The organism is Elusimicrobiota bacterium (genome assembly GCA_016182905.1).
Classification (GTDB): Bacteria; Elusimicrobiota; Elusimicrobia; order UBA1565; family UBA9628; genus GWA2-66-18.
This window is the reverse complement of record JACPFR010000015.1, coordinates 1-25,897: the sequence shown is the minus strand read 5'-3', so window position 1 is coordinate 25,897 and position 25,897 is coordinate 1. Positions and strand designations below refer to the sequence as shown.

The following is a 25,897-nucleotide window of genomic DNA, read 5'->3' as shown; positions in this document are numbered from 1 at the left end:
GGTCGCGCGGGAGGAGGCGGGCTCGCGCGGCCGGCCGCGGGCGGAGCGCGCGGGGCGACCGCCGACGCGACCGGCGCGCGCCCGCCGTCGGGGAGATCCACGTAGCCGCCGCCGGCCAGACGCGGGGCGCTCATCGGCGCGCTCGCGGCCGCGTCCGGCGCGGAGACGGGCTCGGCGCCGGCGAGGCCGCCCGAGGAGCCGGCCGAGGTCGGACTCGAGAACTGGCGCGACGCCGCGTTCGTCATCACGCGCTCGGGAGGAGCGAGCTCCGGCGCCGGCCGCTCGTAAGCGGGCGCGGGACCGGCGCTCGGCTGGGAGCCGAAGGGGTTGACCCGACTGTACCAGCCGGGTCCCGAGGACGCCCCGGGCGCCGCACGGCCGCCCGCGAACTGCACGACCACGAGGACGAGGGCGACGATCGCGGCCAGCGCGCCGGCCGCCTGGAGCCTCTTGTCCTCTTCCATCTCCGGAGGGTAACAGATGGCCGAACGCGGCGCCAGATGCGCGGCGATCCGACGCGGCGATCCGGTCTTGACGGGATGCGATCCAGAAGCTATGCTCCGTCCCGATGCACCTCTCGTTCTCTCGGGCGCGCGCCGTCCTCGTCTTCACGCTGGCCGCCGTCTCCGCCGCCTCCGCCGCCCCGGCCTCCTTCACCCTGTCCGTGGACCCGCGCTTCGAGCTGCTCGCCGTCGTGCGGCAGCTCTCCGGGGAAGGGAAGGCGGACGCCGCCGCGTCCGCGTACCGGGAGCGCATCGAGAAGCGCTTCGGCGCCTTCCGCGGCCATCCGGCCGTGGCGCTGTACCGGGACCTGGCCGCCGCGCCCTCCCGGGAGGAGGCCGTCGCGACCATCCCGCTCTACCTCACGGACCCGCCGGAGCTGGCGCTGAAGGATCCGGACGCCGACGTCCATTACCTCAACGGCCCCGGGGAGGCCGAGGAGCTGCAGCGCTTCGTCGCGGAGCTCCGCGACCTCGCGCGGGCCTCCGACTTCATGGCCTTCTTCCGCGGCGAACGCGCCTTCCACGCCGGGCTGGAGGACAGCGCGCGCCGGAAGCTCGGGACCGTCGATCCCGTCGCCGCGATCGAGGACTATCTCGGGATGAGCCTCGCGAGCCGCTCGCATTACATCATCATGCCGCAGCGCGCCGCCACGCACGCCTTCATCATCCCCTATCCGCTCCCCCCCGCGAACCTCGGCGCCCGGTCGTTCGAGGTGTACACCATGTCCCCGGACATCGACGCCGGGGGCTTCGCGCGCGTCGTCTGGCCCGAGCCGCTGTTCGTCTTCATCGACCCCGCCTTCCATTATTTCGAGAGGCTCAACGTCCCGGTCCCCGCCGACTTCTACGGGCCGGCCCTCGCTCGCTGCCGCCTGGCCAGCCCCGACTGCGTGAAGCATCACGCGGCGACCGCGCTCATCGCGCGCCTGAACCGGAAGTCCGGCATCGCCCCGGCGCCCGCCGAGGAGCTCGCCTCCGCCGCGGCGCCCGAGGGCCGCCTCGTGAAGGCGCTGACGCAGCGGCTCGAGGAGTACGAGGCCCGCCGCGACCTGTACCCCACCTTGTGGCATTTCCTCCCGCGCTGGTTCGCCGTCTTCGAGGAATCGGCCTTCCCCGGACGCCGGCCGCGCAGGCTCGCCGTGCCCGCCGAGCCGCGGATCACCTCCGCCGCCGACTTCTTCGATCCCGCCGTCTCGGCGCGGCTGCTCCGCGCGGACGCCCGATGAGGGCCATGCTCGCCGCCGCCGTCATGCTCGCCGCCGCCGCGCCGCGCGCCGCGGCCGCGTCCGCCGGCTTCGCGGTCGACGCGAGGGTCGAGCTGGCCTCGGTCGTCCTGATGCTGGCCGAGCCCGCCGAGTTCCGCGCCCGCCGTCCCGACGGCCTCGACGCCTACGCCGCCGCCGCCGAGGCCGCGTTCGCGGCGCACGCCGCGCACCCCGCGGTGGCCCGGGTCCGGGACCTGCGGCGCGGCGGCGCGCCGGCCTCCGCTCTCGTGCGCGCCGCGCTGTCCCCCTCCCGGGGAGACCCGCTGGCCGCGGAGCTCGTGGACTTCGAGAAGGCGTCGGGCTTCGCCGCGTTCTTCGCGTCGCGCGGCGAGGATCACCGCGCCTTCGTCGAGACGGCCCGGAGGGAGTCCCTTCACGCGATCAGCCCCGAGTCCGCGCTCGCCTACATGGGCGTCGCGATGAAAGGAGACCGCCGCTTCCTCCTGGCCCCGCTGCTGCCCGACGACGAAGGCCTCGCCGAGCTGAGCGTGCGCGCGGGGACGCCGGCGGGCCGCGGGACCCGTTTTCGGTTCGACGACTTCGAGCGCTCCGTCGCGGCGGAGCTGTGCCGCGAGGCGGCGGGCTGGATCCGGGAGCCGGCCGGCTCCATCCCGGCGCACCTCGCCGCCGCGGTCGGCCTGCGCGTGATCGCGCGCGACCTGGGCGAAAGAGCGTACCGCGCGGCGCTGGCCCGCCTGGAGTCCGAGCGCCTGCCGCATCTCCGGCCGCTCGCGGAACGGCTGAAGGAGTTCGAGGGCGAGCGCGTCCGGCATGAGACCCTCCGCGCGTTCGCTCCGCGCCTCGAGGCCCTCGCCGCGATCCGCGTCGAGCAGGCGGCGGCCGCCGCGCGCGCCGGCGGCCGTGACGCCGCGCTGTCCCTGCTCGCCGAGGCGCGCGCGTTCAGCCCGGACGTCGAGACCACGCGCCGCATGATCTTCCTCTATCAGGACCTGAAGGAGGACGCCCGCGCCCGGGAGCTCTCGGACGAGATCCTCGCCGCCGGCTCGCGGCAGCCCGGCCTGCTGCTCGACCGGGCCGGCCTCGCGGCCAAGGCCGGCGACCGCGCCGCGGCCCTCGGCCTGCTCGACGAGGCCCGCGGCAAGGAGCCCGACGAGGCCGCCCGCCGCCGCATGACCGAGCTGTATCTGGAGCTCAACGAGTTCGGCCCCGCGCGGGACCTTCTCGACGGGCTGATCGCCGCCGCGCCGCACGAGCCGCGCCTGCGCATCGACCGGGCCCTGGCCGCGGCGCGGACGGGGGACCGCGCCGCGGCGCTGCGGGGGCTCGCCGACGCCGCGGCCCGGCGCCCGGACCCCGGAGCCGCCCGCCGCATGGCCCTGCTCCACCTCGAGCTCGGCGACGCGGGCCCGGCGCGGGACCTGATCGACCGCCTCGTCAAGGCCAGCCCCAAGGACCCTCTCCTGCATGTCGACCGGGCGGCCGTCGCGGCGGCGGACGGAGACCGCGAGCGGGCGCTGCGCGAGCTCGCCGAGGCCCGCGCGCTGTCGCCCGCCCTCGAGACCCGCAAGCGCATCGCTTTCCTCTATCAAGACCTCAAGGACGACGCGAGCGCCGTCGAGCTCCTCCATGAGATCCAGAAGGACTCTCCCCCGAGCGCGCGTCTCGAGATCGACCGCGCCACGCGAGCGGCGCGCGCGGGAGACCGGGAGACGGCGCTTCAGCGCCTCGCCGAGGCCCGGGCCCTGAACCCGTCGTTCGACGAGCGCAGGCTCATGGTCTCCCTGCACCAGGGGCTCGACGACCCCGGTCCGGCGCGGAGCCTGCTGGCCGGACTCATGGCCGCCGCGCCGCGGGACCCCGGCCTACGCATCGACCACGCCGACCTCTCCGCCCGGACCGGAGACGGCCCCGCGGCGCTGGCCTCCCTCGCGCAGGCGCGCGGCCTCGACCCGGACCCCGCCGGCCGGCGGCGCATGGCGCTGATCCATCAGGACCTGAAGGACTACGCCGGCGCGCTGGCCCTGCTCGAGCCGCTCGCGCGGGAGCAGCCGGCGAACGCGGCGCTGCTCGCCGACCTCGGGCTGTGCCGCTATCTCGGAGGCGGCGCGGACGCGGCGATCGAGGACCTGCGCGCCGCGCTCGAGCTCGACCCGGCGGCTTTACCCGCCGTGCTGACCTTGGGCTCGATATACGCCGCGCGCGGGCGCCTCGACCTGGAGCTCGCCCTCTACGACGCGACGCCGAGCGCCGGCGGCGAGCCCGCGCTGCGCGCGCTGCTGCGCGCGCGCCACGACGAGTTGCTCCGGGCCCGGCTCCCGAGGAAAGAATGAACCACGAAGACACAAAGACACGAAGGACGGAAGAATGGTCGCGGCGAACGTCGATGCCGGCGGCCGTCGACTCTTCATCGTTTGCCGTTCCTCGTGTCTTCGTGTCTTTGTGCCTTCGTGGTTCATCCGTTCCTCCGCATAGGTGGATTTGTCCTAAACTAGCCATCCCTTGGATCAACTGAAGCTCGGGATCGGACATTTCAACGCGGGGCGCTTCCGCGAGGCGCTGGGCCGCTTCCGGAGCGCGGCCGGCCCGGAGGCGCGCGTCTTCGCGGCCCACGCGCTGGAGTCGCTGGGGCGGCCCCGCGAGGCCCTCCTCGCCTTCCTCGGCGCCGTCGAGGACTTCCCCCTCCACGCCCCGGCCTACGCGGGACTCGCCGGCTTGATGCTGCGCCGCGCGGAGCTCGCCGGCGAGCGGGCCGCCGCGCGGCGCCTCCTCGCGCTCAGGCCGCGCGCGCCGGCGGCGCGCCGCCTGCTCGCCGGGGCCCTGGCCTCCTGCGCCCAGGCCTTCCTCGCCGCGGGACGCCTCGACGCGGCGGAGGCGGCGCTGCGCCGGCTCGCGGCGCTCGAGCCGGCGGCCGCGGAGCACCGCGGCCGGCTCATCTCGCTGCTGCGCATGCGCGCTCAGGCGAGCGCGGCGGCCAGCGGCCTCGCGGCGGCGGAGAAGGACCTGCGCGCGGCCCTGGCGCTGGCCCCCGCCGACGAGGAATCCCGGCGGCTGCTGGCCGACCTGCTGCGCCTGCGCGCTCACGCGCAGACGGAGGCCCTGAAGCTGGCGACCGCGGAGAAGACCCTGCGCGCGGCCGTCGCGGTCGCCCCGCGCGACGGGCGGTCGCGCGGCCGCCTGGGCGAGCTGCTGCATCAGCGCGGGCTGGCGCATCAGGCCGGCGGCCGCATGGACGACGCGGAGCGCTCGCTGCGGGCCGCGCTGGCCCTGCAGCCGCGCGACGAGAAATCCCGCCACCGCCTGCTCGAGCTGCTGCGCCTGCGCGCCCGGGGCCTGCTCGCCGCGGGACGGACGGACGCCGCCGAGAAGGTCCTGCGCCGCGCCCTGATGATCGACCCGCGCGACAAGGAGTCGCGCCGGCGCCTCCTCGAGCGGATGCACGCGCGCGCCCGGGACCGGCTGTCCGCCGGGGCCCCGCGAGAGGCCGAGCGGCTGCTGCGCCGCGCGCTGGCCTTCGAGCCGGGGGACGGCGAGTCGCGCCGGCTCCTCGTCGAGCTGCTGCGCGCGCGCCTCGAGGGCTCGCTCGCCGCGGAGAGCCCGGAGGCGACGGGCGCGGTCCTGAGCGCGGCGCTCGCCGTCTCCTCCGAGGACGCCGAGGCGCGCCGCCGCCTCGCCGAGCTCCTGCGCGCGCGCGGCCTCGACGCGCTGTTCGCCCGCCGCCTCGGCCTCGCCGGGCGCCTGCTCCGCGCCGTCCTGCGCTGCGATCCGCTCGACTCGGCGGCGTGCCTGAGCCTCGCCGCGGTCCTCGACGCCGCGGGCCGTCCGGCGGCGGCCGGCGGGATGCTGCGCCGGGCCGCCGCCGCGGCGCGGCGGCGCGGCGCCCGCGCCGACGAGTTCAAGGCGCTGATGAAGCTGCGGCGCTACGAGGACGCGATCGCGGCGGCCGAGCGGATCCTCGACGCGGGCCCGACCTTGCCCGACATCCGCGGGTTCTGGGACCCGTGGGAGTGGGACGAGCGGGCCCCTCGCGAGACCTTGCTGCGCGAGCTGCGGGCCTTCGAGCGGGCCCTGGGGCCCAAGCCGCGCGGCCCGTGGCTCCATTATTACCGCGGCTCGCTGAGCGGGCCCGACGGCCTCCCTCATTTCGAGCGCCTCGCGGGCTACCCGGCGAAGCGCTACGGCTGGATGTGGTTCCGGGCGGCGTCGGCCGCGATGATGGCGTCTCGATTCGAGGACGCGGCCGCGTGGTTCAAGCGCTCTCTGGCCGCCAAGCCCGCCGACTGGAGGGCGCATTGCTTCCTGGCCGAGACGAACCTGTGCCTGGGGCGCCGCGCCGAGGCCTTCGCCGGGATGGACCGCGCCCTGCGCGCCGCTCCCGAAAGCGAGAAGGGGCAGGTCCTCGCCTGGCGTGGGGCCTTCGAGCTGTGGTCGGGGCGCTACGACCGCGCCCTCCGCCTCCTGGACGAGGCCGCCGCCCTCGGCGCGCAGTGCGCGCGCTGCTGGCGGGGCGCGGCGCTGCTGAAGCTCGGCCGGCCCGCCGAGGCGCTCGCGGAGCTCGACGAGACCTTGCGCCTGTACCCGCTCGACTTCGAGGCGTACGTCTGGCGCGGCGAGACGAAGCGCGCCCTCGGCCGTCCCCGCGAGGCGCTCGAGGACCTCGACCCGCGCGCCGCCGGGGACTCGGGCCCGGCGACGCCGGTGTGGCTGTGGGCCCGCTTCAACCGCGCGCTCGCCAAGGCCGCGCTCGGCGACGAGGCCGGCATGAACGCCGAGTTCGAGGCCATCCCCGCCCCGGTCATCGCCCATATCCGCGAGCGCACCGGACTCGAGAAAAAAGAGGACCTGCTCGAGGCCGGCCTGCGCCTGAGCCGGGGCTTCCGCCGCGACGAGTACGGCCAGGCGATCTGGCTGGCCGCGAGGCCCTAGGCTTCGAACTTCGGACAGCGGCGCTTGCCGAGCGCGCTCGACAGGATCGTCTCCTGCCTGCTCACGCAGAAGTACTCGACGGCGCCGTAAGGCTGCGGCAGCATCTCCATCCAGCGGCAGAGCGTGCAGCTTTCCTTCTCGCGGGGCTCCTGGCGGTCGTTCATGAGCGGCGTCAACGCAACGCTTCGGCCGCCGGCTCGGAAGGGGTCAGTCCTTGGACGGCAGGGGACGAAGGGCCTCGCCCTCGGACTTGGAGACGAGCACTGCGATCAGCAGGTCGCCGCTGACGTTGAGCACGGTGCGGCACATGTCCAGGAAGCGGTCCACGCCGAGGATGAGCAGGACGCCCTCCGGCGGCACGCCCACGGAGGCGAGTATGGCCATCAGCATCGGCAGCGACCCGCCCGGCACGCCGGCCGTGCCCACGCCGCCGAGGATCGAGAGCAGGAGCACGGTGCCCTGCTGGGGCAAGGTCAGGACGACGCCGAAGCACTGCGCCAGGAACAGGGCGGTCACGCCCTCGTACAGTGCGGTGCCGTTCTGATTGGCGCTGGCGCCGACGGTCAGCACGAAGCGCGAGATCTCGCGCGGCAGGCCCAGCGTCTCCTCGCCGACGCGCATCGACACCGGCAAGGTGGCCGAGGACGAGCTCGTGCCGAAGGCGGTGAGCATCGCCTCCTGGATGCGCTTGAAGAACAGACGGGGGCTGAGGCCGCCCAGCGTCCTCACGAAGAACGAGTAGGTCGCTAACTGATGGAACGCCAGCGCCCCCACCACGACCAAGGCGTAGCCCAGCAGCTGCCGCAGGAGCCCGAAGCCGAAGCGCGCGGTCAGGTTCATGACGAGCGCGCCCACGCCGAACGGCGCCATCTTCATGACGAGGTGGATGAACGCCATCGAGGCCTCGTTGACGGACTCGAGGAGCTTGAGCAGCGGCCGCGCCTTCTCCTTGTCCACGCGGATCAGCCCGAGCCCGAACAGCATCGAGAAGAACATCACCCCGAGGAAGTCCCCGGTCGCGGCCGCCTTCACGGGGTTGTCCGGCACGAGGGCGAGCAGGCGCTGCGCGAAGTTGACGCCGTCCCCCGCGGGCATCGCGGGGAGCTTGCCCGTCTTGAGCATCGCCTCGCGGACCTCCGGCGGGAAGCCGTCGCCCGGGCGGAACACGTTGACCGCGACGAGGCCGGTGAGCACGGAGAGCCCGGTGATCAGCAAGGTGAAGCCCAAGGTCTTGAGCGCCACGCGGCCGAGCTTCGCCGCGTCCCCCATCTCGGCCACGCCCAATATCAAGGAGCTGACCACGAGGGGCAGCACGGCCATCAGCAGCAGGCGCAGGAACAGCCGGCCGAGAGGCTCGGCGGCGTAGTCGAGGAAGAGGGTCAGGGCCTCGGGCGCCGTCGGGAAGAGGCCGTGCAAGGTCAGCCCGGCCGCGGCGCCCGCGGCGAAGCCGATCAAGATCTTCCGGTGGAGGGGCATCGCGCTATCCTACATAAACCGGCCCGCTCAAATCCGAAGCTCCCGGCCGCGCGGACCGTTCCGGATGCTATAATGTAACTTCGCGCATTTAAGACATGGACAAGAAAACCAAGCCGACGGCGGCGCAGGAGCTGAGCCGGACCAAGCGCGACCTCGCGGCCCTGCGCGAGCGCTACGTCAACCTCTATGACCTCGCCCCGGTCGGTCTCTTCACCCTTTCCGCGACGGGCCGCATCCTCGAGGCCAACCTCACCGTCGCCGCGATGCTCGGCGTGGAGAAAGACCTCCTCCTCAAGCGCCCGCTGGGCGCGTTCGTCGACCCCGAGGACCGGGGCGCCTTCCGGCGGACGTTCAGGAAGTTCCCGTCCAAGGAGGCTCCGCCTTATTTCGAGCTGCGCATGCGGCGCGCCGCCGCCCCCTTCTGGGCCCGCCTGGAGCGGACCTTGGGTCACGACTCCCGCGGGGCCCTGCTCTACCGCGTGGTGATGAGCGACGTCAGCGAGCGCGTGCGGACGCAGACCGACCTGCTCCGCCTGCGCGCCGCCGTCGACCAGGCCCACGACGGCCTCGCCATCGCCGACATGGAGGGCCGCCTCCGGTTCGTGAACCGGGCCTGGGGCAAGATGCACGGCTACGCCCCGGACGAGATGACCGGCCAGCCGATGGAGATCAGCCACACGCCGGAGCAGATGGAGCGGGACGTCCTCCCCTTCAACAAGAAGGTCCTCGGCGAAGGCTCCTGGGCGGGCGAGGTCGGCCACGTCCGCCGCGACGGGACCACCTTCACCTGCTGGATGTCCACCGTCCTCCTCCACGACGCCGAGGGCAAGGTCACCGGCCTCGTCGGCCTGGCCGACGACATCACCGAGCGCCGCAAGTCCGAGGAGGCCTTCGCGCGCATGCTGGCCGAGCGCGAAGCCATCCTCAAATCCATCCCCGACCTCTTCTACCGTCTCGACGCGGACATGAGGCTGCAGGACTGGAACCAGGTCTTCGAGCGCGTGTCGGGCTATTCCCCCCAGGAGCTCAAGGGGATGCACGCGCTCAAGCTCGCCGGGAGCGACGAGAAGATCGCCGCCGAGGGCCTCAAGACGGCCCTGGAGAAAGGCCTGAACTATCGCACCACGCGTCTCCTGACCAAGCGGGGCGAGGAGATCCCGATCTTCTGGAGCGCCGCGGCGCTCCGCGACAAGGACGGCGTCCTGCTGGGGCTCGTCGGCATCGGACGCGACCTGACGGTCAAGTAGACGGCGCGGCCGCCCGGCGCCTTTTTAAGTTAAAATACCGAAAGCTCCCACCTCACCGCGCCCGTGGTGAAATGGATATCACAGCAGCCTCCGAAGCTGCGGGTCCAGGTTCGATTCCTGGCGGGCGCACCACTTTCCTCCCTTCCCCCTGGCGAACGCGCCGGTCCGGGGCTATACTTCGGTCGTGCCCCTCTTCCGTCGAGCGATCCCTCTGGTGCTCGCCGCGGCGCTGGCCGTCCAGGCCCGCGCCGGCGTCGTGTCGTCTCCCGCCGGCGCCGTGTTCGCGCCCCCCGCGGGCGCGTGGGTCGGCCCTCTCTCGGTCGCGTTCACCGATCCCACCATCGCCGCTCTGCTCCCCTCGGGACTGAGCGCGCCGTCGCTGGAATCGCCCGAGGCCCTTCGCTCCGCCGCGCCTCTGGTGCAGTCGCTGGCGCAGGCCCTCTCGGTCACGCCCGAGGCCTTCGTCAAGATGACTCCCGCCGACCGCAAGGGCGCCGTCGAGCTCGCGACCGAGGACGCCAAGGAGGCGGTCCGTGCCAAGGCCTACGAGCTCGCCGAGCAGGCCCGCGCCCTCGCCAAGCCCGGCCGTACGATGGACAAGGAGACCCGCGCCGAGCTGTACGCCGCCGTCTCGCGCCTCATGGAGATGCGGGAGCACTACGGCCCCTGGCTCGACGAGGGCGGCAAGGCCGCGGTGGAGGACGGCTACTCCCTCGCCTCGGCCAAGGCCTGGGAAGTGCGCACCTTCCTCCTCCAGCGCGACGCCGGCGCCGTCGTCGACCGCCCGGCCCGCCCCGCCGCCCCCGCCGCCTCGGCCGCGCCCGCCAAGCCGAAGTACGTCCTCGATCCCTCGGGCACGGCGATGAAGCTGCGCGTCGACATGGAGAACAACAAGAACGGCTGGGGCCAGAGCGACCTCGACACGTTGTACGCCGGCTTCGGCTTCGTGCTGCGCCAGGGCGGCAAGCACCGCATGTACTACCACCCCGTCTTCCCCCAGCTCCACGAGACCGTCTCCCGCCAGAACGAGCTGCCTCCCGGCTACGCGCAGAGCGCCCTGAAGCTGCTGCGCGAGCTCGAGCGCCTGACCGCCGAGCAAGACAAGACCGAGGCCGCCGCTGCGAGCGGACCGCCCGCGACCCTGGATCTCTCCGACCTCGCCGTCCTCCTCTCCCAGCCCAAGGAGCGCGTCGTCAAGGCGGAGCCTGCCCCGGAGAAGCGCCGCTCCCGCGCCCCGCCCGCCGTCCCGGCGAGCGTCGCCGCCAAGACCGTCCCCGAGAAGAAAGCCGCCGACCGCCCCGCTCCCCCCGCGATCACCGCCCGCCTGGCGCCCTCCGCGCCCATCGCCGTGGCACCCAAGGCCGAGCCGCCCCCCGTCGAGGCCGCGCCCCAGAAGCCGGCCGGGCTCATCGAACGGTTCAAGATCGCCTGGAACCGCGTGCGGAACGGTTCGAATTGAAAAAATGATACGCTGTTCGCGCCGCTAGACCCGTGAATATCCTCCTCCGACTCCTCGCTCCCGCCCTGCTGCTCGGCGCCCTTCTTCTCATCGGCGAGCGCCCGACGAACCCGCCCGACGAGATCACCGCCGTCGAGCTGTCCGCCGCGTCGGAAGAGCAGGACCTCCGCTCCGCGCCGTGCCCCGGCTTCATCGCCGACGGCTGCGTCGTGGCGCTCCTCCCCGTCCGCCTCCCGGCCGCCGCCGCCGCGTGCCTCAAGGCCGACGCGCCGCCGCCCGAGCCGCGCTCCCACTCGCCTCCCCTCGCCGCCTAGACTCCCCCGCCAGGCGCGACCTGACGCGGCCCGCCGGGGCCCGCGTCCCGACTTAGAATCCGCACCATCCATAGATAAGGAGACACGCCATGAAGAAGCTGCTCATCGCCGTCGCCGTCCTGGGCCTCACCGCCCCGCTGTTCGCCGAGGAAGCCGCCCCCAAGACCGAGACCGCCGCTCCCGCGGCGGCCGTCGAGGCCGCCCCGGCCAAGGTCGAGAAGAAGGCCGCCAAGGCCGAGAAGAAGGCCGTGAAGAAGGCCCGCAAGGCCGCCAAGAAGGCCGCCAAGGCCGAGAAGAAGGCCGAGGAAGCCCCCAAGGCTCCCGCCGCCGAGGCCGCGCCCGCCGCGCACTAATCCGGCGGCCGTAAAACAGGGCCCGGCGCCGGCGACGGCGCGGGGCCTTCGTTTTGTCCTGGCGCGATCCCGGTTTTCGCGCTACAATTCGAGCAACGCTCATTACTCGGTAACGGCAACTGTTTCCGGAAACAGTTGAACGGAAGCACTCGCGGAGGCACCCACGCGACAGATGACCACGATGTTCCAACTGACGACTGACCGGCTGATCCTCACGGCGCACGCGTCGTCCGATGCCGAGAAGATGAATCGGTGGGAGAACGACGCGGAATTGCTCGATCTCAGCGACGATCAGCCCGACGATCGCGAATCGGAGAGCCTGGAGGCGACGCGCGCGAACATCGAACGCGCGATGCGCGCCCCCGCGGACGCGGGGATCATCCGCTACGCCATCCGAAAACGGGATAGCGGCGAGTTCATCGGCTACGGGATCATCGCCCACGTCGATCGCTACAACCGGCGGTGCCGGCTTTCGGTCGTGATCGGCGAGAAGCGGGAGTGGGGCAAGGGATTCGCGAGCGAGGCGCTGCGGGCGGCGATCGACTACAGCTTCACGACGCTCGGCATGAACCGGATAGGCGCCGAGATATACGCCGTCAACGAGAGATCCATCAGGCTGTTCGAGCGGCTTGGCTTCAAGCGGGAGGGCGCCGTCCGCGAGTCCGTCTTGAAGAACGGCGTGTTCGTGGACGAATACGTTTACGGCCTGCTGCGGCGGGAATGGGAGTAGAACGATCGTCGCTCGATCGGCCGGCGGCTCGATGAGGCGGGCGGCTTACTTCGCGGGGCGGGCGCCGACCGGGCGGCCGAGGTGCTTGAAGATGCCCGCGGCGGCGGCCTTGAGCTTGACCTCGTCGACGCCGACGTCGGAGCCGGCGGCCTTGAACGCGGAGACGAGGGCCTCGGTGGAGACGTTGCCCGACGCGCCGGGCGCGTAGGGGCAGCCCCCGGCGCCGCCGGCGGAGGCGTCGAATCCTGAGATCCCGAATGTTTTCCATGAGACGATCGCGTTGGCGACCGCGCGGCCGAAGGTGTTGTGGAAATGCAAGAACACGCTGTCTTTAGGGACCGCTTTGAGCAGGAGGAACAGCAGCTTGCGGACTTCATCCGGAGAGGCCTTGCCGATGGTGTCGCCGATGGAGAACTCCTGCACGCCGATGCCGGAGAGCATCTTGACGACCTCGACGACCTTCTCAGGGCGGACCTGGCCCTCGAACGGGCACCAGAAGGCGGTGGAGACGTAGCCGCGGACGGGGAGCTTGGCCTGGCGCGAGCGCAGGACGACGGGACGGAAGCGCTCGATGGACTCGGCGATCGATGCTCTGATGTTCTTCTGGTTGAAGGTCTCCGAGGCCGCGGTGAAGACCGCGACCTTGTCGACCTTGCAGGCCAAAGCCAGGTCGAGACCTTTCTCGTTCGGCACCAGCGCCGAGTAGATCACTCCCGGCTTGCGCTTGATGCGCGCGAACACGATCTCGGAGTCGGCCATCTGCGGGACGGACTTGGGGTTGACGAAGGCCCCCGCCTCGATCTCTTTGAGGCCGGTCTCCGACAACGCGTCCACGAAGGCGACCTTGGCCGCGACGGAGAGCGGGTTCTTCTCGTTCTGCAGGCCGTCGCGCGGGCCGACCTCGACGAGGCGGGGCGTCGGACGGGCCGGAGGCTTTACCGGGTCCATTCGGGAGCTCGCTTTTCGAGGAAGGCGGCCAGGCCTTCCTGGCCCTCGGCGGAGGAGCGCAGGCGGACCAAGGTATCGACGGTCATGCCGACCTGCTGGTGCAGGCCCAGGCGCTCGAGGCGCGGCAGGAGCGCCTTCGCGGCGCGGACGGCGTTCGGGCCGCACTTGAGAACGTTCGCGGCGATCGCGTCGGCCTTGGCGTAGAGCTCGGCGGCGGGCACGACCTCATGGGCGAGTCCCATGCGGACGGCTTCCTCGGCGCCGAACACCTCCGCGGTGAGGTAATAGCGGCGCGCGTTGACGGCGCCGATCTTCGGAAGGACCCAGGACGAGATGACGGCGGGCATGATGCCCAGGCGGCATTCGGAGAACGCCATCTTGGCGTCCTCGGCCAGCACGGCGATGTCGCAGGCCGCGAGGAGGCCGAGGCCGCCGCCGAAGACGTTGCCCTGGGCGGCGACGATGACGGGGACGGGGCACTCGTCGACGGACTGGAGCATGTCGGCCAGGAGGCGGGCGTCCTTCTTGCCTTCCTCGGGAGAGAGCTTGCCCGCTTCCTTCATCCAGTTGACGTCGGCGCCGGCGCAGAAGTCCTTGCCCCCGCCGGTCACGATCACGGCGCGGACGGAGGGGTTGAGCGCGATCTCCCGGAACACCAAGGTCAGCGAGCGCAAGGTCTCGGCGTTCATCGCGTTGCGCTGCTCGGGACGCGAGAGCGTCACCTTGGTGACGGGCCCGGCGTGGACCTTCAGGTGCTGGTATTCCATCGTCACATCCGGAAGACGGGCCGGTGCAGGCCGCCGATCGGGGCGTGGGCCGCGGCGGCCAGGGCCATCGCGAGGACCCGGCGCGTGTCGGCGGGCGCGATGATGCCGTCGTCCCACAGGCGCGCGGTGCCGAAGTAGGGATGGCCCTCGGTCTCGTACTGGGCGCGGATCGGCGCCTGGATCTTGGCCTCGTCCTCGGCGCTGAGCTCCTGCTTGGCGCGCTTGAGCTGGTCGCGCTTGATGATGGTCATGACGGTGGCGGCCTGGTCGGCGCCCATCACGGAGACGCGCGCGTTCGGCCAGGTGAACAGGAAGCGGGCGCCGTAGGCTCGTCCGCACATGGCGTAATTCCCCGCGCCGTTCGAAGACCCGACGATGACCGTTATTTTAGGGACGCGCGCCGTCGAAACGGCCTGCACGAGCTTGGCGCCGTGCTTGATGATGCCGGCCTGCTCGAAATCTTTCCCGACCATGAAGCCGGTGATGTTCTGGAGGAACAGGAGCGGGATCTTGCGCTGGTCGCACAGCTCGATGAAATGCGCGCCCTTGAGCGCCGCCTCGGAGAAGAGGACGCCGCGGTTGGCGAGTATGCCGACCGGGCGGCCGTGGATCTTGGCGAAGCCGGTGGTCATGGTCAAGCCGTAAAGGGACTTGAACTCGTGGAAGCGCGAGCCGTCCACGAGACGCGCGATCACTTCCTTCGGGTCGACCGGACGGCGGAGGTCGCGGTTGACGAGGCCGTACAGGTCGTCGGCGGGGTAGAGGGGCGCCTCGCCCTGGCCCAAGTCGAAGAGAGGAGCGTTGAGGCTGGCCACGATCGACCGGCAGATCTGCAAAGCGTGCTCGTCGTTGTCGGCCAGATGGTCGGTGACGCCCGAAGTGCGGCTGTGCATGTCGCCGCCGCCGAGCTCCTCGGCGGTGGACTCCTCCCCCGTCGCCGCCTTGACCAAGGGCGGGCCGCCGAGATAGATGGTGCCCTGGTTGCGGACGATGACGCACTCGTCGGCCATGGCGGGGACGTAGGCGCCGCCGGCGGTGCACATGCCCATGACGATCGCGATCTGAGGGATGCCCAGCGAAGACATCAAGGCCTGGTTATAAAAAATGCGGCCGAAGTGCTCCTTGTCCGGGAACACCTCCGCCTGCTTGGGCAGGAACACCCCGCCCGAGTCCACGAGGTAGACGCAGGGAAGGCGGTTCTCGAGAGCCACTTCCTGGGCGCGCAGGTGCTTCTTGATGGTCTCGGCGTAGTAGGTGCCGCCCTTGACGGTGGCGTCGTTGGCGACGATAACGCACAGGCGGCCGCTGATCACGCCCAGGCCGGAGATCATGCCGGCGCCGGGGACCTCGTCGTCGTAGAGGCCCATCGCCGCCAGGGCGGACAGCTCGAGGAAGAAGGTGCCGTGGTCGAGGAGGCGCTCGACGCGCTCGCGGGCGGTGAGCTTGCCGCGGGAGCGGTGCAGCTCGACCGACTTCGCCGAGCCCCCCGCCCGGGCCTTCTCGAGGCGCGCATGGAGGTCCTGGAGCAGGGCCTGATGGTGCTGGGCGTTGGCCAGGAACTCGGAGGAGTCTCGGGCCGCCAGGGACTCTATCGGAGGAACGTCGGAGTCGATCATCTGCGGATGATACCACATGCTCCTCTTGGTAAAAAATGGGTTAAGACTCGCGAAGTGACTGGCGTCACCGGCGCCCCGGGGCCATACTGAGGCATGTCCATCACGCCCGTGAACACCGAGACGCGCAAGGTCCACATCTACGAGATCCTCAACCGCACCCGCCTCGAAAGCCTCTTGGTGGTCACGACCGCGGAGTCCGCCGAGACGGCGGCCCGGCTGAGGCGCGAGCCTCCCCCGGAGACCGAAGGCTGGGCGCCGAGCGACGACGTCGCCGTGGAGATCCTGGCCCAGCACATGAACGAGTCCGCCGCCGAGCTGTTCCTGAAGATGCACCTCGAGCACATGCAGGAGCGGACCTGGAAGTTCCGCGTCTGGCGCGCTTGACCCGGAGACCTTAGCCTCTCCGGCGCCATCGACTCGGTCCAGGACCGAGCGGCCGCGTGTTTATCTCAAGATAATCATGGTCGCCTTCGCTCGAAGCCGGCGAAGGCCGCGCCGCCGAGCTCGCCAGGCAGGCCCACGACCGCCGCGAGCGACCGTTCAGCGGATGTCGGCCAGGCGCGCCCAGATGCGCATGCCGTTGGGGCCGAGGCCCCGCTCGCGGACCTCGGAGAAGCAGCGGCGCAGCAGGCGCGCGATGCCGGGCCCGCGCTCCTCGCCGCGGAAGGAGTCCACGCCGCGCGCGGCGCCGGTGTGGGCCAGGGCCCGGACCAGCTCGCTGCCCACGCCCTTGCGCTGGAAGTCGTCGCGCACGGCGACGTGGAGGTCGGCCTCGTTCTCCCCGTCGCGGGTGTGGTAGCGCGCGACGCCGACGAGGCGCCGGCGGCGGCCCTCGCACAGGAAGGCGCCGAGGGCCATCGAGGTGCGGAAGTCGATGGCGACGAGCTCCTGGAACTGGGTCTCGGAGAGCCGCGAGAGCGGGGTGCCGAAGCGCAGGGCGGTCGTCTCCTCGGACTGGGCGTAAAAGAGGTCCTTCAAGGCCTTCTCGTCGGCCGGGCTCAAGGGCCGCACGACCAGGTCGAGCTCGCCGACGCGGCGGCGCGACTGGAGCTCGATCGGATAGGCGCCGTCCGGCGGCGGCAGGACGTGGCCCGCGTCCATCAGGCCGAGCTTCGCGGCCTCTTGAGCCAACGCCGCGCGGAAGCGCGGGTGGGCGATCTGGATGAGCGCGACGGCGCGCTGGCGGATCGTCTTGGCCTTGAGGCTGGCGATGCCGTACTCGGTGACCACGTAGTCGATGTCGGCGCGCGAGGTGACCACGCCCGTGCCCGGGGACAACGCGCACGAGATCCGCGAGACCGCGCCCCCTTTCGCCGTCGATGGCAGGACGATGACGGACTTCCCGCCGCGCGAGGCGGCGGCGCCGCGCACGAAGTCCACCTGGCCGCCGACGCCGCTGTACAGGCGGCCGTTGAGCGAATCGGCGGCGACCTGGCCGGTGAGGTCCACGAGCAAGGCGGAGTTGATCGACACCATCCGCTGGTTCTGCGCGACGACGACGGGGTCGTTGACGTAGTCGCTGGGATGGAAGAGGAAGCGCGGGTTGTCCTCGACCGCGTCGTAGAGGCGGCGGCTGCCCATGCAGAAGGAGGCGACGACGGCACCGGCGTGGAGCGTCTTCTTCTTGCCGTTGACCGCGCCCGACTCGACGAGGTCCAGGACGCCGTCGGAGATCATCTCGGAGTGGACGCCGAGGTCCTTCTTGCCCGCGAGCGCGGCGAGCACGGCGTCGGGGATCGCGCCGATGCCGACCTGGATGGTCGAGCCGTCCTCCACGAGCTCGCGCACGTAGCGGCCGATCCACAGCGCCTCGGCCGTGGCCTCGCGGACCGGGAGCTCCAGGATGGGACCGTCGCCCAGCACGAACGCGTCGATGTCCGACAGGGGGACGGTCGAGGCTCCCTCGGTCCAGGGCATCTCCGGGTTGACGAGCGCGACGACGTAGGCGGCGGACTCGACCGCGGCCTTGACCACGTCGACCGAGACGCCGAGCGAGGCGACGCCCCCGCGCGGGGGCGCGATCTGGACGAGCGCCACGTCGAGCGGGAGATGGCCGGAGCGGAACAGGCCCGGGACCTCGTGGAGGAAGCAGGGCGTGTAGTCGGCGAGGCCCGCGCCCACGGCCTCGCGCGTGTTGGCGCCGATGAACAGGGCGTTGTGGCGGACGTGGCCCTTGAAGGAGGGCGCCGCGTACGGGGCCTTGGCGAGGGTCATCAGGTGCATGACCTCGACGTCGGCGAGAGCCATCGCGCGCGCCGACAGCGCCGAGACGAGCGCCTGCGGGACGGCGGCCCCGGAGCCGACGAGCACGCGCTGGCCGCTGCGCAGGGGCGCCAGAGCCTGAGCCGCGGTGATGGTTTTCATGTGGTTAGGGCGGTCGGTACGAGGTTCGATCAGCGGCGCTTCTCGGCGTGCAGCTCGTGACGGACGGCGTTGACGGTGCGGCGCGAGACGGAGATGCCCCGCTCCAGCTTCAGGCGCTCGGCGAGGGCGGCGTCGGTGACGGCGGCGTTCTCGGCGAGCCAGCCTCCGAGCAACTCGCGCAGGACGCAGCGCCGCCCGGGCACGAACGAGATCAGGGGCAGCTCGCGCTGCGAGGGCAGCTGCACGGAGCGCCGCGCGAACGCGCGGCTGACCGTGCTCGGAGCCAGGTCCAGACGCTTGGCCAGTTGGCGCAGGCTGATCGGACGGACGTCGACGGCCTGCTCGCTCTTGAGGAAATCGACCTGAAGGCGCGCGACCATCTCGAGCAGGCGGTACAAGGTGCTCTGGCGCAGGTTGAAGGTCTCCAGGCGCTTGAGCAGGCCGGGCAGGTGCTTGCGCTCGACCGGCGTGAGGCCGTCGTCCTTCCAGCGGTCGAGGAGGTCGTGGCGGACCTGATACAGTCCGCGCGCCCAGTACGGCGCGTAGAACTCGAAGGACGGCACCCCGCCGGACAGCGAGATCTGGGCCAGGCACGCGGACTGGCGCCCGGGCGACGCCGAGGGCGCCTCGACGGCGGTCTCGAACTCGGCGCGCGCGCCGAGCTCGACGACGAGCTCGTGGATGCTGCGCACCTCCTCGGGCTTCAGGCCGGTGCGGCGGCCGATCTCCTCGAGGGTCAGCGCGTCCTCGCCGTGGAGGAAGTAGCGCTCGAAATCCTTCTGCCCCATGCGCTTGATCGCGGCCAGCGCCGGGCCGCGGGTCTGCGCGAACTCCTCGACGCCGACGCGCTCGCCCGCGCCCGCCGCGGTGCGCTCGTCGATCTCGTAGAACGAGCCGGACAGCCTCCCCCCCGGCCAGCGCTGGCGGCGGAAGGCTCCGGGGATGCGGCCGTCCCCGAAGTATAACTTTTGGAACAGGGGGTCCTTCTCGAGCTTGACGATCTCCTGAGCGAACTCGCGCTCGGGCATCTCGATCCAATCGGCCATGCGCATGCGGCCCATGACGGTGAGCCGCTGACTTGCCGCTAATGACAGCTTCTGGGATTGCTTCATCATTTTATTTTGGCCATTTTGTTCCTACCGGCATTGTAGCAATACTCCTGCCAAAGCGCCTGGGCTCGAAATTTGCTACATAATGGAACACGTGCCAAAATCAGACATCGACCTGAAAGACCTTCTTTTGATGGGTTTTCGGCGCTCGAACGACGTGATGTTCTACAGCGACCCGAACGGCATCATCTTGAACGTCAACGACGCCTTCACCGCCCATTACGGCTATACCCGCGAGGAGGTCATCGGCAAGACCCCCGCGATCCTGCGTTCCCGGCACTCGACCGACGAGCTTTACAAAAGGATGTGGCGCAGCATCCTCGACCCCAGGAAGGGCTACTGGCGCGGCGAGCTCATCAACAAGGCCAAGGACGGGCGCGAGGTGCCGCTGATCCTGACCATCACCGCGGTGCGCAACGAGGCGGGCGCGATCCTCGGCTACATCTCCAACGGCGTCGACCTCAGCGAGCAGAAGCAGATGCAGGAGCGCCTGGCCCACTCCGAGGCGCTGGCCACCATCGGCGAGATGGCGGCCGTCGTCGCCCACGAGATCCGCAACCCGCTCGGCTCCATCGTGATCGCCGCGCAGCAGCTGATGGACGAGGGCCTGACGCGAGAGGACAAGGACACCGTGACCCGCGTCCTGCGCACCGAGAGCAAGCGCCTCAACGAGGCGCTCAGCAACTTCCTGTCCTACGCGCGCCCGCGCCCGATGAACTCCGGCCAGAACGACCTCAACGCGCTGCTGACCGACGTCGCGCAGATGGCCTTCGTCAACAAGGACCTCGTGGGCGACGCGCGCCTCGCGCTGGCCGTCAACCACGACCTGAAGCCCTTCCCCTTCGACGCCGACCAGATCCGCCAGGTGGTCTGGAACATCCTGCTCAACGCGATCCAGGTGCTGGGCGGCAAGGGGACGGTGACGGTGCGCACCGGCAAGGGCGACGACCTGGCCTGGTTCGCGATCACCGACACCGGCTCGGGCATCCCCGAGTCGCTGCGCGCCGACCTGTTCAAGCCCTTCCGCACCTCCAAGCAGCAGGGCACGGGCCTGGGCCTCGCCATCGCCGAGAGCATCGTCAAGGCGCACGGCGGCCGCATCGACGTCGAGACCCGGCTCGGCCACGGGACCACCTTCACCGTCACTTTGCCGCGAATCGAGGACTGACAACGAACATGAACGACAAGACACGCATCCTTCTCGTCGAAGACAACCTCTCGCTCGGCGCGATGCTGGGCATGGAGCTCAAGCGCCGCGGCCACGCCGTCGACGTCGCCAAGAGCGGCGCCGAGGCCATGTCCAAGCTCGGAGCGTCCGAGTACGACGCCGTCGTCACCGACCTCAAGCTCGGCGACCTCGACGGCCTCGAGGTGCTCAAGGCGGCCAAGGAGAAGCACCCCCGCGTCGAGGTCCTCGTGATGACCGGGCACGGCTCGATCGACACGGCCGTCGCCGCGATGCGCGCCGGGGCCTTCGACTACCTGACCAAGCCCGTCGAGCCCGAGGAGCTCAACCTCGTGCTCGACAAGGCCCTCGAGCACAGCCGGCTCGTCCACGAGGTCGAGCGGCTGCGCGAGGAGGTCAAGGACAAGTACAGCTTCGACGGGATCGTCTTCTCCGGGCCGCCGATGCGCAAGGTCCTCGACCTCGTCTCGAAGGTCGCCGCCACCGAGGCCACGGTCCTGATCATGGGCGAGTCCGGCACCGGCAAGGAGCTCATCGCGCGCGCGCTCCACGAGAAGAGCCCCCGGCGCAACGGCGCCTTCGTCGCGATCAACTGCGGCGCCCTGCCCGAGGGCCTGCTCGAGAGCGAGCTGTTCGGCCACGTGCGCGGCGCCTTCACCGGCGCCGAGCGCAACAAGCGCGGCCTCTTCGAGGAGGCCAACGGCGGGACCTTGTTCCTCGACGAGATCAGCGAGACGACGCCGGGCCTGCAGGTCAAGCTCCTCCGGGCTCTGCAGGAAGGCGAAATACGCCGCGTCGGCGACAACCACCCCTTCAAGGTCTCCGGGCGCCTGCTGGCCGCGACCAACAAGGACCTCACCAAGCTCGTCGCCGAGGGCAAGTTCCGCGAGGACCTCTACTACCGTCTCAAGGTATTCCCCATCGAGCTGCCCGCGCTGCGCGAGCGCCCCGAGGACATCCTTCCGTTGGCTGAACATTTTCTAAGAAAGGCCAAGAAGAAGCTCGGCGGCGCCGCGGTGAAGTTCTCCCCCGCGGCGGCCGACGCGCTGCGCCGCTACCGCTGGCCCGGCAACGTGCGCGAGCTCGAGCACGTCGTCGAGCGCGTGCTCATCATGGCCTCCGGGGCGTCCATCGCGCCCGGCGACCTGCCGCCGGAGATGCTGCCGAGCGCGGAGGCCGCCAAGAACGACCCGCGCGAGACCCTCGACGACGCCGAGAAGCGGCATATCCTGCAGGCCATCGAGGACTGCGGCGGCAACCAGGTCGCGGCGGCCAAGCGCCTGGGCGTGGCCCGCAACACGCTCTGGCGCAAGCTCAAGGCGTACGGGATCCCGGCGAAGAAGAAGTAGCTCGACGGACGGGTGGCCGTTTCATTGCAGATACGGTACCGATGAACAACCGTCCGGCCGTCCTGATCGTCGACGACGACGCCTCCCTGCGGGCGATGCTGAGCCTGTCGCTGAAGCGGGCGGGCTATCCGACGTTGTCGGCGGGCAGCGGGGCCGAGGCGCTCGAGCTCCTCGCGACGCGGCCCATCGACTGCATGGTCACCGACGGGCGCATGGACCCGATGGACGGCTTCGAGCTGTCGCGCCAGGCCAAGGCCCTGCGGCCGGACCTGCGCATAGCGATGGTCAGCGCGGTGTTCCACGAGGAGGACGCCGGCACCTCGCCGATCGACTGCATGTTCGAGAAGCCCCTCGCCGTGAGCTCGCTCGTCGCCTGGCTCCAGGGCCACTGAGCGCGCGCCTCAGCGCGAGGGGATAGCCAGCACCGGGATGCGCGAATGCCGAAGCACGCGCTCCACGGTGGCCCCCAGGACGATGTCGCCGAGAAGCGACGTGCGGCGCGCGACGAGGACGAGCAGGTCCCGGCCGCGCTCGGCCCGCAGTATCTCCTTGACCGGATGCCCGACCCGGACCTCGAGCTCGGGGCGCACGGCCAGGGCCATCGCCGGCGGCAGCTTCCGGGCCTGCGCGCTGACGCGCCGCGCCGCGTAGGACGCCTTGTCGGTCTCCTCGACGACCTCGAGCATCGTCAGCCGCGCCTTGTAGGCCCGGGCGAGGACCGCCGCGGCCAGGAGCCCCCGGCGGGCGTAGGGCGCGCCGTGGACCGGGGCCAGGACGCTCCTCGGCTCGCGCCAGGCGCGCGGCACGACGAGCACCGGGCAGGGTGCTTGGTGGACCACGGCCTCGGCGACCGAGCCCCGCACCCAGCGCACGATCCCCGGGCGGTGATGCGTGCCCAGGACGAGAAGGTCGACGCGGCGGTCGCCGGCCAGGCGGCGCAGGGCGGACACCGGATCGCCCTTGACGGCGTGCACGCGCGCCCCCGGGCCGAGCCGCGCGCGCAGGCTCTTCAGGCCGTCGAGGCGCTGGCCCGGGACGACGCACCAGACGGCCTCGAGGCCGGCGCCGAAGCGCGCGGCGATCTCCCGGGCGGCCTCCCAGGCGTGGAGCGAGACCGCGTCGGGTTCGACGGCGGCGAGTATGCGTCGCGGCGGGAATCGCAGCATGAGGCCTCCGGGCGTCGTCCTTGATCCAGCAACGGAACGGCCTGTCCGGCGCGTGGTCGGTCCGTTGCTCCCCGACGGCCATGAACAGGCTCGCGCTGGCGGCGCTCGCGGCGGCCCTCGGCTTCCTCGCCGGGTGCTCGCTGTTCCGCTGGTCGGGCTACCAGGACCCCGCGGCGGCCCCGGCCGGACGGTTCTCGGCCGTGGAGTTCGAGCTGTCGACGGCGCCCGTCGCGGCCCGGGAGGCCGCGCTGCCTCCGGCGGAGGAACTCCCCCGGACGCTCTACTACGCCGATCTCGGCCCGGATTCGATCGACGTCTCCGCCTACCCGGCCCAGCAGAGGTACAACTACGGCTTCTTCCGCCTGCAATGCGCGCGCTGCCACACCTTGGCTCGGGCGGTGAACTCCCCCGTGCAGAGCCGGGCCTACTGGCATTTCCACATGATCCGCATGAGCCTGCACTCCCGGCTGCAGAGCGAAGGGCCGATCCCGGCGGACCAGATGAAGGCCATGCTCGATTTCCTCGAGTACGACGCCCGCGTGCGCAAGGTGGACGACAAGAAGCGCTTCGACGAGCGGACCGAGGAGCTCAAGCGCCGCTTCGTGCCCACGCTCGAGAGGCTGCTCGAGCACATGCAGAAGTCGCGTCAGCCGCGCCTGATGCCGGGCGCCTCCGGGGAGGCGCCATGAGGCCCCGTCTCATCCCGCTCGCGCTGGTCCTGCTCGCCGCGGGCTGCGCGGCCTGGCGGATATGGGGCGAGATTCCCGTGCCGGCCGGCCCGGCCGCCCCGTCCGGCGCCGCGGACGTCCCGGAGGCGCCGGCCGATAGGCGCAGGGCCGCCCTGTTCTACAGCGACCTGGGGCCGGACAGCGTGGACGTCTCGTCGTACCCTCCGGAGCGCCGGCGCGACTACGAGGCCTACGCGAGACTCTGCTCGCGGTGCCACACGCTCGCGCGCTCGATCAACGCGCCGTACGCGGAGCGCGCCTGGTGGGAGTTCTACCTCGCGAGCATGCGCATGCGGGCGCATTTCCACGGAGAGCCGCTCTCCAAGGACGACACCCGCGCCGTGCTCGACTTCCTGGAGTACGACTCGCGGGAACGCAAGCTCGCGCAGGCCCCGCGCTTCGAGGCGCTCAAGAAGGAACTCGAGCGCCGCTTCGAGACCGCGCTCGACGAGCGCATGGAGCGGCTGCAGAAGAACGCGCTGCCCCACCGCCCGCGCTGAGGCCGCTCAGCGCCCGTGGCCGCGGAAAAACAGGAAGGCGGCGGCGATCGCGAACATGTAGAAGATCGACATAGGTCCCTCCTTCATGGCCAGGTAGATCCGGCTCTTCTCCCGCTTGTCCTTGAGCCAACGATCGTCCGCTCCCGCGTCTCCTTGCCCGTCCACGGTGTCCTCCGCCAGTCACCTGCCTAAGGCGCAACGGAAGAGCCAGGGCGGCTCAGCGCAGCGCGCCGACGCGCAAGGTCTCCAGCAGGGCCCGCGCCTCCTCGCCGTGGGGCCGGCCGACGCCCTTGGTGAGGAAGGCCCGCGTGGCCTCCTTGCCGCACCAGTCGGTCAGCGCGCGGCGCGGGGCGGGATGCGCGGGAACGTACGCGGTCACGTCGTAGACGCCGCCCTCGACGGCCAGCCAGCAATCCTCGGCGGCGGCGTGGCGGGCCAGCTCCGCGGCGGAGACGCGTCTCTCCGCCGCGGCCGCCGGCCGGTCGGGCGGGGCCAGGCGCCCGAGGAGACCTATCGTCGCCGCGCTCGAGAGGAAGGAGATGAACGCCGCGAGGATGAAGCGCTTCATAGCCAGTTGAAATCCTCGGAGCGCACGCGCGCGGAGGGAACGCCCGCGCGGCGCAGCTCCTCCCGCGCGGCGGCGATCAGCGCCGGCGGGCCGCAGACGAAGATCTCGCGCCCGGCGAAATCCGGGCAGCGCGACCGGAGGAAGGCCGCCGTCAGCGGCCCTTCCCGCGCGAAGTGATGCATCCACAGGCGGAAGCCGGGGACCTTCGCCGCGACGCCCTCGAGCTCCGCCCGGAAATGCGCCCGGGTCTCGTCCTGGACGCAGTAGACGAGATGGACGTCCGCGGGCCGCGCCGGGCTCAGCTCGCGGACGCGCGAGAGGAACGGCGTCAGGCCGATGCCTCCCGCGATCCAGAGCTCGGGCGCGTCGCCGCCGTCGCGAGGGAAGAACTCCCCGAACGGGCCCTCGACGAGCGCCTTGCTCCCGACGGCGACGCTCTGCAGCGCGCGCGACGCGTCGCCCAGGTCCTTGATCACCACGCGCAGCGCCGGCTCGTCCGGCGCCGACGACAGCGTGTACGGATGCTCCTCGCCCCGCCCCGCGGCGAGGCCGGGGTCCAGAGGAGTCAGGTATATGAACTGGCCCGCGCGGCGCTCGAGCAGGCGGCCGTCCGGCCTCAACGTCAACTCGACGATCCCGCGCCCGGCCGCCGCCGCCCCGGCGACCGTATAGGCCTTCCGGGCGAAGCGGCGCGCCGCGAAGGCGCGCCAGCCGAAGGCGAGCAGCGCCGCGGCCCCGTAGCCTCCCCACCACGCCCAGGCCGCGCGGCCCGAGAGGAGCGCTCCCGAGGAGAGGGCGTGCGCCAGGCCCAGCAGCAGCGCCGCGCCGGACAGCGCGTGCAGGGCCTTCCAGCGCTGATGCTCCGGCGCGCCGAAGAAGGCGAAGGTGGGCGCCAGGAACGCCGACATGACGGCCAGCGCCAGCCAGCCGGCCCAGACGCCCCACGCGGAAGGCCCGGGGAACAGGACGGCGGACGCGGCCCGGACGGAGAACCGCGCGGCCGCGAACGAGAGCAGGAGCGGATGCGCCATGAGCAGGAGGAACGCCGCCGCCCCGAGGAGATGATGTATCCGCCACAGCCGGGTCAGACCGCCGAACCAGTGGTCGAGGCCGGGGATCCTGACGCTGGTCATCGCCGCGAGAAGGAGCAAAGAGAGGCCGAGCACGGCCGCCGCCCGGCCCAGGAGGAGGAGCGCCGGCCCGCCTTCGCCGAGCCCGCACGCCCAGGCCAGCGGCGCCGCGGCCAGGAGGGCCAGGACCGCGTCCCCGATCATCCGGCGAGGAGGAAGGCTCATGCTCCCCCGATGACCGCATCCTTGCGTCCGCGCTCGGCGAAAAGCCCTTTCGCCAGGACGAGCGCGCGCC

The 25,897-nt window shown here is 71.6% G+C and carries 26 protein-coding genes and 1 tRNA gene; 15 read left to right on the top strand and 12 right to left on the bottom strand.

Annotated features, from left to right (window positions below; genetic code table 11):
- Positions 1 to 464 (bottom strand): hypothetical protein (locus HYV14_06060; protein ID MBI2385559.1); only part of this gene is annotated, 464 nt, incomplete at its 3' end.
- 104 nt (positions 465 to 568) lie between these two features.
- Between HYV14_06060 and HYV14_06055 the strand changes: the two genes are divergently transcribed.
- The 3 genes from HYV14_06055 (at position 569) to HYV14_06045 (ending at position 6,652) form a co-directional block, all read left to right on the top strand.
- A complete protein-coding gene (locus HYV14_06055; GenBank protein ID MBI2385558.1) occupies positions 569 to 1,729 on the top strand; it encodes a DUF4932 domain-containing protein in 1,161 nt (386 codons plus the stop codon).
- Complete coding sequence (locus HYV14_06050; protein ID MBI2385557.1) at positions 1,726 to 4,059, top strand: tetratricopeptide repeat protein; 2,334 nt, start codon at positions 1,726 to 1,728, stop codon at positions 4,057 to 4,059. The genes HYV14_06055 and HYV14_06050 overlap by 4 nt, the downstream gene beginning before the upstream one ends.
- A gap of 169 nt (positions 4,060 to 4,228) precedes the next feature.
- The gene (locus HYV14_06045; GenBank protein MBI2385556.1) at positions 4,229 to 6,652 is read left to right on the top strand and encodes a tetratricopeptide repeat protein; all 2,424 of its coding nucleotides are present in this window, start codon (positions 4,229 to 4,231) and stop codon (positions 6,650 to 6,652) included.
- On the opposite strand, the gene HYV14_06040 is transcribed toward HYV14_06045, so the two are convergent.
- Complete coding sequence (locus tag HYV14_06040) at positions 6,649 to 6,828, bottom strand: hypothetical protein (protein MBI2385555.1); 180 nt, start codon at positions 6,826 to 6,828, stop codon at positions 6,649 to 6,651. The two genes, HYV14_06045 and HYV14_06040, sit on opposite strands and share 4 nt — an antisense overlap.
- A gap of 31 nt (positions 6,829 to 6,859) precedes the next feature.
- Entirely contained in the window at positions 6,860 to 8,128 is a 1,269-nt protein-coding gene (locus HYV14_06035) for a dicarboxylate/amino acid:cation symporter (GenBank protein ID MBI2385554.1), read from the bottom strand.
- Between the two features lie 95 nt (positions 8,129 to 8,223).
- Between HYV14_06035 and HYV14_06030 the strand changes: the two genes are divergently transcribed.
- The 6 genes from HYV14_06030 to HYV14_06005 all read left to right on the top strand — a co-directional run bounded on the left by HYV14_06030 (position 8,224) and on the right by HYV14_06005 (position 12,231).
- Entirely contained in the window at positions 8,224 to 9,375 is a 1,152-nt protein-coding gene (locus HYV14_06030; protein MBI2385553.1) for a PAS domain S-box protein, read from the top strand.
- Between the two features lie 57 nt (positions 9,376 to 9,432).
- Positions 9,433 to 9,507: transfer RNA gene (locus HYV14_06025), tRNA-Arg, on the top strand.
- 52 nt (positions 9,508 to 9,559) lie between these two features.
- Positions 9,560 to 10,834, top strand: a complete 1,275-nt coding sequence (locus HYV14_06020; GenBank protein MBI2385552.1) for a hypothetical protein — start codon at positions 9,560 to 9,562, stop codon at positions 10,832 to 10,834.
- Between the two features lie 32 nt (positions 10,835 to 10,866).
- The gene (locus HYV14_06015) at positions 10,867 to 11,148 is read left to right on the top strand and encodes a hypothetical protein (protein MBI2385551.1); all 282 of its coding nucleotides are present in this window, start codon (positions 10,867 to 10,869) and stop codon (positions 11,146 to 11,148) included.
- A gap of 89 nt (positions 11,149 to 11,237) precedes the next feature.
- Positions 11,238 to 11,501, top strand: coding sequence for a hypothetical protein (locus tag HYV14_06010; protein MBI2385550.1), 264 nt, complete (start codon positions 11,238 to 11,240; stop codon positions 11,499 to 11,501).
- Between the two features lie 172 nt (positions 11,502 to 11,673).
- Positions 11,674 to 12,231, top strand: a complete 558-nt coding sequence (locus HYV14_06005) for a GNAT family N-acetyltransferase (protein ID MBI2385549.1) — start codon at positions 11,674 to 11,676, stop codon at positions 12,229 to 12,231.
- A gap of 45 nt (positions 12,232 to 12,276) precedes the next feature.
- Here HYV14_06005 and HYV14_06000 read toward each other — a convergent pair whose 3' ends face one another.
- The 3 genes from HYV14_06000 to HYV14_05990 are packed head-to-tail and all read right to left on the bottom strand — an operon-like array spanning position 12,277 to position 15,562.
- On the bottom strand, positions 12,277 to 13,179 hold the full coding sequence (locus HYV14_06000) for a hydroxymethylglutaryl-CoA lyase (GenBank protein ID MBI2385548.1): 903 nt from the start codon (positions 13,177 to 13,179) through the stop codon (positions 12,277 to 12,279).
- Positions 13,167 to 13,946, bottom strand: coding sequence for an enoyl-CoA hydratase/isomerase family protein (locus tag HYV14_05995; GenBank protein MBI2385547.1), 780 nt, complete (start codon positions 13,944 to 13,946; stop codon positions 13,167 to 13,169). The genes HYV14_06000 and HYV14_05995 overlap by 13 nt, the downstream gene beginning before the upstream one ends.
- A gap of 2 nt (positions 13,947 to 13,948) precedes the next feature.
- Positions 13,949 to 15,562, bottom strand: a complete 1,614-nt coding sequence (locus HYV14_05990; GenBank protein MBI2385546.1) for a methylcrotonoyl-CoA carboxylase — start codon at positions 15,560 to 15,562, stop codon at positions 13,949 to 13,951.
- Positions 15,563 to 15,655: 93 nt separating this feature from the next.
- Here HYV14_05990 and HYV14_05985 point away from each other — a divergent pair, with 93 nt between their 5' ends.
- On the top strand, positions 15,656 to 15,946 hold the full coding sequence (locus HYV14_05985; GenBank protein ID MBI2385545.1) for a hypothetical protein: 291 nt from the start codon (positions 15,656 to 15,658) through the stop codon (positions 15,944 to 15,946).
- Positions 15,947 to 16,102: 156 nt separating this feature from the next.
- Here the strand turns inward: HYV14_05985 and HYV14_05980 are convergent, their stop codons facing one another.
- A complete protein-coding gene (locus HYV14_05980) occupies positions 16,103 to 17,926 on the bottom strand; it encodes a GNAT family N-acetyltransferase (GenBank protein ID MBI2385544.1) in 1,824 nt (607 codons plus the stop codon).
- 29 nt (positions 17,927 to 17,955) lie between these two features.
- A complete protein-coding gene (locus HYV14_05975) occupies positions 17,956 to 19,041 on the bottom strand; it encodes a hypothetical protein (protein MBI2385543.1) in 1,086 nt (361 codons plus the stop codon).
- Positions 19,042 to 19,129: 88 nt separating this feature from the next.
- On the opposite strand from HYV14_05975, the gene HYV14_05970 reads away from it, so the two are divergent.
- Genes HYV14_05970 through HYV14_05960 form a run of 3 tightly spaced genes read left to right on the top strand, consistent with a single transcriptional unit; the run spans position 19,130 to position 21,962 of the window.
- A complete protein-coding gene (locus HYV14_05970) occupies positions 19,130 to 20,203 on the top strand; it encodes a PAS domain S-box protein (GenBank protein MBI2385542.1) in 1,074 nt (357 codons plus the stop codon).
- Positions 20,204 to 20,211: 8 nt separating this feature from the next.
- On the top strand, positions 20,212 to 21,570 hold the full coding sequence (locus HYV14_05965; protein ID MBI2385541.1) for a sigma-54-dependent Fis family transcriptional regulator: 1,359 nt from the start codon (positions 20,212 to 20,214) through the stop codon (positions 21,568 to 21,570).
- A 41-nt stretch (positions 21,571 to 21,611) separates the two neighbouring features.
- A complete protein-coding gene (locus HYV14_05960; GenBank protein ID MBI2385540.1) occupies positions 21,612 to 21,962 on the top strand; it encodes a response regulator in 351 nt (116 codons plus the stop codon).
- 9 nt (positions 21,963 to 21,971) lie between these two features.
- Here HYV14_05960 and HYV14_05955 read toward each other — a convergent pair whose 3' ends face one another.
- The gene (locus HYV14_05955) at positions 21,972 to 22,736 is read right to left on the bottom strand and encodes a universal stress protein (protein ID MBI2385539.1); all 765 of its coding nucleotides are present in this window, start codon (positions 22,734 to 22,736) and stop codon (positions 21,972 to 21,974) included.
- A gap of 80 nt (positions 22,737 to 22,816) precedes the next feature.
- On the opposite strand from HYV14_05955, the gene HYV14_05950 reads away from it, so the two are divergent.
- Complete coding sequence (locus HYV14_05950) at positions 22,817 to 23,425, top strand: hypothetical protein (protein ID MBI2385538.1); 609 nt, start codon at positions 22,817 to 22,819, stop codon at positions 23,423 to 23,425.
- Positions 23,422 to 23,964 carry a hypothetical protein gene (locus HYV14_05945; protein ID MBI2385537.1) on the top strand — a complete coding sequence of 181 codons (543 nt, stop codon included), beginning with the start codon at positions 23,422 to 23,424 and terminating at the stop codon, positions 23,962 to 23,964. The genes HYV14_05950 and HYV14_05945 overlap by 4 nt, the downstream gene beginning before the upstream one ends.
- A 6-nt stretch (positions 23,965 to 23,970) precedes the next feature.
- On the opposite strand, the gene HYV14_05940 is transcribed toward HYV14_05945, so the two are convergent.
- Genes HYV14_05940 through HYV14_05930 form a run of 3 tightly spaced genes read right to left on the bottom strand, consistent with a single transcriptional unit; the run spans position 23,971 to position 25,827 of the window.
- Complete coding sequence (locus HYV14_05940) at positions 23,971 to 24,129, bottom strand: hypothetical protein (protein ID MBI2385536.1); 159 nt, start codon at positions 24,127 to 24,129, stop codon at positions 23,971 to 23,973.
- A gap of 52 nt (positions 24,130 to 24,181) precedes the next feature.
- The gene (locus tag HYV14_05935; GenBank protein MBI2385535.1) at positions 24,182 to 24,532 is read right to left on the bottom strand and encodes a cytochrome b5 domain-containing protein; all 351 of its coding nucleotides are present in this window, start codon (positions 24,530 to 24,532) and stop codon (positions 24,182 to 24,184) included.
- The gene (locus HYV14_05930) at positions 24,529 to 25,827 is read right to left on the bottom strand and encodes a ferric reductase-like transmembrane domain-containing protein (protein MBI2385534.1); all 1,299 of its coding nucleotides are present in this window, start codon (positions 25,825 to 25,827) and stop codon (positions 24,529 to 24,531) included. Before HYV14_05930 ends, HYV14_05935 begins: the two co-directional genes overlap by 4 nt.
- Between the last annotated feature and the right edge of the window lie 70 nt (positions 25,828 to 25,897).